This is a genomic window from Clostridium sartagoforme AAU1, assembly GCF_000401215.1.
Classification (GTDB): Bacteria; Bacillota; Clostridia; order Clostridiales; family Clostridiaceae; genus Clostridium; species Clostridium sartagoforme.
The window spans coordinates 1-6,367 of the sequence record NZ_ASRV01000244.1 but is presented as its reverse complement, the minus strand read 5'-3'; the positions used below and the strand labels follow the sequence as shown (position 1 = coordinate 6,367).

7 protein-coding genes and 1 pseudogene are annotated in these 6,367 nt (G+C 25.0%); 1 reads left to right on the top strand and 7 read right to left on the bottom strand.

The features are described from left to right. Positions 1 to 234 precede the first annotated feature (234 nt). Positions 235 to 453 (top strand): hypothetical protein, encoded by a 219-nt coding sequence (locus A500_RS18740; RefSeq protein ID WP_016209151.1) that lies wholly within the window; start codon positions 235 to 237, stop codon positions 451 to 453. Positions 454 to 509: 56 nt separating this feature from the next. On the opposite strand, the gene A500_RS18735 is transcribed toward A500_RS18740, so the two are convergent. The 7 genes and pseudogenes from A500_RS18735 to A500_RS18710 all read right to left on the bottom strand — a co-directional run. Further along, positions 510 to 737, bottom strand: a complete 228-nt coding sequence (locus tag A500_RS18735) for a TIGR04540 family protein (protein WP_016209150.1) — start codon at positions 735 to 737, stop codon at positions 510 to 512. A gap of 92 nt (positions 738 to 829) precedes the next feature. After that, positions 830 to 2,596 (bottom strand): ABC transporter ATP-binding protein, encoded by a 1,767-nt coding sequence (locus A500_RS18730; RefSeq protein WP_016209149.1) that lies wholly within the window; start codon positions 2,594 to 2,596, stop codon positions 830 to 832. 1 nt (position 2,597) lies between these two features. Next, positions 2,598 to 3,242: an ABC transporter ATP-binding protein gene (locus tag A500_RS21965; protein ID WP_341349971.1), complete on the bottom strand. Its 645-nt coding sequence runs from the start codon at positions 3,240 to 3,242 to the stop codon at positions 2,598 to 2,600. Between the two features lie 288 nt (positions 3,243 to 3,530). Further along, positions 3,531 to 4,225 (bottom strand): annotated as a pseudogene (locus tag A500_RS21960) (ABC transporter transmembrane domain-containing protein); the annotation flags it as partial. Positions 4,226 to 4,348: 123 nt separating this feature from the next. After that, positions 4,349 to 4,870 carry a hypothetical protein gene (locus tag A500_RS18720; RefSeq protein WP_016209148.1) on the bottom strand — a complete coding sequence of 174 codons (522 nt, stop codon included), beginning with the start codon at positions 4,868 to 4,870 and terminating at the stop codon, positions 4,349 to 4,351. A gap of 229 nt (positions 4,871 to 5,099) precedes the next feature. After that, positions 5,100 to 5,789 carry a M48 family metallopeptidase gene (locus A500_RS18715; RefSeq protein WP_016209147.1) on the bottom strand — a complete coding sequence of 230 codons (690 nt, stop codon included), beginning with the start codon at positions 5,787 to 5,789 and terminating at the stop codon, positions 5,100 to 5,102. Positions 5,790 to 5,794: 5 nt separating this feature from the next. Beyond that, a partial coding sequence (locus tag A500_RS18710) for an MFS transporter (protein WP_016209146.1) occupies positions 5,795 to 6,367 on the bottom strand: 573 nt, incomplete at its 5' end.

Below are 6,367 nucleotides of genomic sequence, written 5' to 3'. Positions count from 1 at the left end.
TTTAAATTAATACTTCTACNCGTAGTAGTAATAGGTAATCTACTTAGTTTTTTTATTATTAATCCGTTACACTATAATATTATATAGATTTGTAGATTATTTATAATATTATTTTACTATTTACATATAAATTTATTAAAATTATTTATTAAATTTAATGAAAACATTTAGCTAAATTGCTTATTTTTTCCTTATATTGTATAATATTACTATAAAATATAAGGATGTGATTTTATGAAAGTATCTAATTGCTATGAAGCTGCATTAAGGATGTTTGAAGTTTCTGAAGAATTAAGACAATTATTAGATGAAAATCAAAATGCAAAAAATGATAGAGAGAAAGAAATATTATCTAGTAAAATAGATAGAGCAGAAATGGAATTTTTAACATTAAAACATTCCTTAGATAAAATCCCATATGAAGAAAAGAAACTTTCCATTTTTAATTTGTAATAATAAATTTATAAAAGCCTCCATAATAACATGGAAGCTTTTTTATTTAATTAATATTATCCCTTTATTATTTTATCAATAATTTGAACTCTTTCATCACCTAAGTAAGGATAAAGTTTTAATGATATTTTATTATCTTTATAAACTCTATCTTCATTTGCGTCAACTATCTTTTTTACTTTACTTTCTAAATTTTCATAGCTTAGTAAATCTTCTAAATAATTGTCAACCAAGTCTTTTAAGCAAGTTGCTAATTCTTTTGGATTTCTATATACAGCTCTCATGTTCATCTCCTTAATATCTTCTAAAGTTTTCATATTCATTATAAATACTAAATAACTTTTTTTCTAGTACTATTTTTAAAATTTCTTATATTTTATGCACCTTGATTTAAAAAACTATATTGTGCCTTATATAACTCATAATAAGCTCCCTTTAATTCTATTAATTCATTATGAGATCCACTTTCTCTTATTTCACCATTTTCCACAACAATAATTCTATCACAATCTCTTATGGTTGATAATCTATGAGCTATTACAAAAGAAGTTCTATTATTAAGTAATTTTTCTATTCCCTTTTGAACTATAATTTCAGTTTGAGTATCTATATTTGAAGTTGCTTCATCTAATATAAGTATCTTCGGATTTGCTAGCAGTGCTCTTGCAAATGAAATTAGCTGTCTTTGTCCTAAGGATAGTCTTGATCCTCTTTCATTTACTTCAGTATCATATCCTTTTTCAAGTGACATAATAAAATCATGAGCATTAACGGCTTTTGCTGCTTCGATTACTTCTTCATCGCTAGCATCTAATTTTCCATATTTTATATTTTCTTTTATAGTTGTAGAAAATAAAAATGTATCTTGAAGCATGATTCCCATTTGACTTCTTAAGGAACCTAAATTATAATTTTCTATATTTTTTCCATCTATTAATATTGATCCTTCATTAGGCTTATAAAACCTGCTTATTAATGATACTATAGTTGTTTTTCCTGCTCCTGTTTCACCAACTAAAGCAATTCTCTCTCCGTTTCTAACCTTAAATGACACATTTTTAAGTACTAAGTTATTGCCATATCCAAATGAAACATTATCGAATTCTACATCTCCATTAATTTCGCCTATATTTGGTTTGTCTAAATCATCTTTTATAAATGGTTCAATATCTAATATTTCAAAAATTCTATCACCTGCAGACAGATTAGTAATTAAAGTATTATAGAAATTAGATAAATTCATTATAGGTCGCCAGAACATTCCTATATACATAGAAAATGCAATTAATGTACCAACTTCTATTGTACCTAATTTTATTAAGTTATATCCTACAAAAAATACAACTATAGTACCTACTCCCCATGAGAGTTCAACTAATGGCCACATACAATCATTTATTCTTACAGCCTTTAAAAAGCTTTCTAAATGATCCCAAACTAAGTCTTTAAATTTTGAATAGGTAGAGTTTTCTTTTGCATAAGATTGAACAACTTTTATTCCTGAAATATCTTCATGTGTAAAACCATTTAATATTGATCTTTTACTTCTATATTCTGACCATCTTTTCCTTGAATTTATTTCTATAAAAAGCATACCTATTCCTAATATTGGTAATAATAATATACATGCAAATGCTAATTTCAAGTCCAAAATTAACATGAATACAATTACTGATAGTAAATTTACTAATTCAGGTATTACTGATTGGATACTTTGGTCAAATAAATTTTTCAGTGAATTTACGTCTCCCATGACCCTAGCTAGAATTTTTCCTACTGGTCTACTATCAAAAAAATCAAATGGTAACTTTTGTATATGAGTATATAGTTCCATTCTTATATTAATTAATATATTATTTGTTATATAGCTTACAACTTTCCACTTAAGCTTTGAAAAAATTAATGTAAATATATTAATAACAATTAAAAATACTCCAATTATAACTAGCCCTTTTACATCTTTATTTTTTATATTTTCATCTATGGCTATTTTCATTAAATATGGATTTAAATTATTTGAAACTGTAACCAATCCCATCAATATTATGGAGATTGTAGTTTCCTTTTTGTATTCTTTTAAGTATGAAAATAACCTAAAAATAACTTCTTTTTTACTTTTAATCATTTCATTTTCTTTAGGCATTTTAAACAACCTCCAAGTTATCAAAATCTTTAAATTGCTCTTTATAAACACCATAATAATGACCTTTTTTGCCTAATAAATCCTCATGAGTACCTTTTTCCACTATACATCCATCTTTCATGAATATTATTAAATCTGCATTTTTCACAGCTGATATTCTATGAGCAACTAATAAAGTTGTTTTATTTTTCTTAATATAATTAAGATTTTTTAATAATTCATGCTCAGTATCCATATCCAATGCTGAAGTTGAATCATCTAATATTAATATAGGAGCTCGTCTAATTATAGCTCTTGCTATTGAAAGCCTTTGTTTTTGGCCTCCTGAAAGCCCAACTCCTCTTTCACCTACTTCAGTATGGAAATTACTTTCTAAATTTTCTATAAAACTTAAAGCACAAGCCTTATTTGCACCATCTTTAATTTCTTCATTAGATGCATTAACATTTCCAAACCTTAAATTATTTTCTATAGTGTCTGAAAATAAAAAAGTATCTTGCTGAACTACAGCCATATTATTTCTAAGAGCATTTAAATTTAAATCTTTTACATTTACACCATCAACCTCAATACATCCATCAGTTGCATCATAATATCTTCCGATTAGAGATAATAAAGTTGATTTCCCTGATCCAGTAGCTCCCATAATAGCTACAGTACTTCCTGCTTTAATATTTAAGTTTATGTCTTTTAATACTAATTCATCATTATATTTAAAACTTACATTCTTAAACTCAATATCACCTTTTACGTCCTTAACTTTCAAACCTTCATTAGGATTTATCTTAGTATATCTATCTAATATATTAAATATTTTGAAGGCAGATGCTTTATTTTTAGAAAGTATATCCATAAGCCACCCTATCATTCTCATAGGCCATATTATATTCCAAATGTACCCTGAAAAGGCGATAAGCGTTCCTAGAGACATTTCATCTATTAATACAAAATACCCCCCAAGTATTATCATGATTACTAAAGATATATTAGTTAAGAATTCTATAAATGGAAAGCTTTTAGATATAGTCTTTGCTTGCTTCATGTTAAGATCATAATAGTCTTTATTTAGATTTCTAAATCTTTTTATTTCATGTTTTTCTCTACTAAAAGCTTTAACTAGTCTAACTCCAGCTATATTTTCTTGAGCTCTTGTGTTTATTTCTGCTGTTTTGTCACTTATTTCTTCATAACCATCATTTAAGTTTTTTTCAAGCTTATATGCTATTACTCTATAGGAGCTAAAATTACAAGGCAAATTAATGTAAGCTTCCAATTTAAATAAAATAATATAATAGTACTAAATGTAAAATATAATATATTTTCAACAAATAATCTAAGTCCAAAACCTATAGTTTGCCATATATTTTCAATATCTTCACCTATTCTAGACATCAATTCTCCTGTATTTGTGTTATCAAAATACTCAAATTCAAAACTTTGAATATGTGAAAATAGTTCTGTTCTCAAATCAAAATGAACTTTTGCTCCGATATAGTCATATAAATATTCTTTCAAATAGCCTAATATTGCTTTTATTAACGTTAAAGCTAGAAATATAAATAAAATCGGCAATATAATTGAGTATTTTCCTTCTATTATACCGCTATCAACTATTTCCTTTTGCAACATAGGTGTTATTTGGTCTATTGATATAATTAATATCATAGACATTGTACCAATTATTAATGATTTTTTTTCTTTTAATAAATATTTTAATATTCTTTTCATACCATCCCTCCTTATTAAAAATATTTATTCTTCATAAGTATCTAATTCCTTTATTTCATAAACATTAATTCTTCCATCACTAGAAATCCATGAAATTGCTTCCTCCATAGAGTTATTTTTTATATTGGCTGGAATAATTAAGTATTCTCCTTTTCTTAATAATTTTGATACTTCCTCATAGTTATTATTCCTATTACCTTTTATATATTTATTTATATCTAAAATTTCTGATATATTAAGTTTATGAATTCTTATATCCTCAGCTTCTGATTCAGTTGTCATTATATATACTGAATCTCCTTGCCTATTTATTATTTTACCTAAAGCACCTTTTTGAGTTAAGTCACTTTCAACCTTTGATATTATATCTTTAGTATCTATATTTTTTTCCTTTGAAGAAGCCTTAAATATTATAGTGTCGTCGCTATTTTCTATTTCTCGCTGTTTTTCTTCTGATTTAAACCGATTCTCATCATTACTTATTTTATTGGTACAAGAATAAAATGTTGAAATAATTAAGAATAGTAAAATAATAATTTTCTTCATATCTTTTCTCCTAAGCTATATTAATATAATTAGTATTCCTAAAGTTTAATAAAGTATAGGGAATTTATATTAAAAGGTTGGATTAAAATATAAAATTAATATTATTTTTATACTCCATGCAGTTTTATGACATGAAAGGATAATAATGATATTAGATGATTACTTACCATTATATAATGTTATTATAAAATAGGAAATACCAATTTTATAATTTATTGTAAAAAAAGAGTTATACTAAATTCATTAGCATAACTCCATTTTCTTTCAACCAAATTTTGCTTTTTTTATAATCATTACAATAATAATTTACTAAACTCCAAAACTCCTTTGAATGATTCATATGTTTTATATGACATAATTCATGAATTATAATATATTCCATAACAGCATATGGCATTAAAACTAATCTCCAATTTAATCTGATTTCTTTTTTGGAATTACAGCTTCCCCATATGCTTTTTTGATTCTTTATTATAATTTTTGAAGGCTTTATTGAAATCTTATTAGATACTTCCATAGCCCTCGCTCCAATAATATCTGTAGCTATTTTCTTATACCAGTCTACTATTAATTTTCTTGTATAAGTTTTTTCTAGTGAAACAGTATTAATTATAACTTTATCCTTTTCTATAAAAACTCTATTAATATTAGATTTTTTTATTATTGTTTCATAGTATTTTCCTAATAAAATCACTCTATCTTCTTCTACTAAATTACCTTTTTCAATATTTTCCATAGATTTTATTATCCATTTACTTTTTTCTATAATTAGTTTATCTAAATACTCATAAGCTATTCCTGCAGGAGAATACACAAGTATATCCTTTTTATTATCTATTTTTATAGAGATATTTTTCTTATTCTTAAAAATAATAGAGTATTCTATTTCTATATCTTTTAAAACAATTTTTCTTTTCATAATTTTCAAGCTTTAATCATATTATTTTGTCTATTAGCCTTTGGAAGGAATATAACCAATATTATTATTGATATAAATACTAATATAGCTCCAGATATATACATTCCGCCATAACCAAACTTTTGTTGCATAAAGCTATATATGGATGGATATATAAAATTAGAACCTCCAGTACTTAGTACAGAAAGAATTGCAAAAGATGTTGCAATTAAACTTTCGTCTAATATTTCTCTTAGATATTTAAATATAAAGGTTAAATATAATCCATACAATATACCATGAAGCTGGTCCCCAAAAACTATAAGTAATAGGTTACCACTTGAGAATAATAGCAATCTAATACAAGCTATTGATAATGCTATTATAAGACATCTTTTACTATTAGCTTTACTTAAATATTTAGCAATAATTAAAAATGAAAAAAACTCAATTACAACTCTAAAGCTTATTGAATAACTATATATATTATTTGCTTTATCAAAATCTCCAACAATATCAACTAAATATGATGAATAAGCAAAATCCAATCCCATATAGCTGCCCATTCCTAAAAAAACTACTAATATAAGAAGTATTAG

Excerpts from the sequence above, each read along its gene's own strand:
- A500_RS18740 (WP_016209151.1), top strand. The coding sequence starts at position 235 with ATGAAAGTATCTAATTGCTATGAAGCTGCATTAAGGATGTTTGAAGTT.
- A500_RS18735 (WP_016209150.1), bottom strand. The coding sequence starts at position 737 with ATGAGAGCTGTATATAGAAATCCAAAAGAATTAGCAACTTGCTTAAAA.
- A500_RS18730 (WP_016209149.1), bottom strand. The coding sequence starts at position 2,596 with ATGCCTAAAGAAAATGAAATGATTAAAAGTAAAAAAGAAGTTATTTTT.
- A500_RS21965 (WP_341349971.1), bottom strand. The coding sequence starts at position 3,242 with ATGGGAGCTACTGGATCAGGGAAATCAACTTTATTATCTCTAATCGGA.
- A500_RS18720 (WP_016209148.1), bottom strand. The coding sequence starts at position 4,870 with ATGAAGAAAATTATTATTTTACTATTCTTAATTATTTCAACATTTTAT.
- A500_RS18715 (WP_016209147.1), bottom strand. The coding sequence starts at position 5,789 with ATGAAAAGAAAAATTGTTTTAAAAGATATAGAAATAGAATACTCTATT.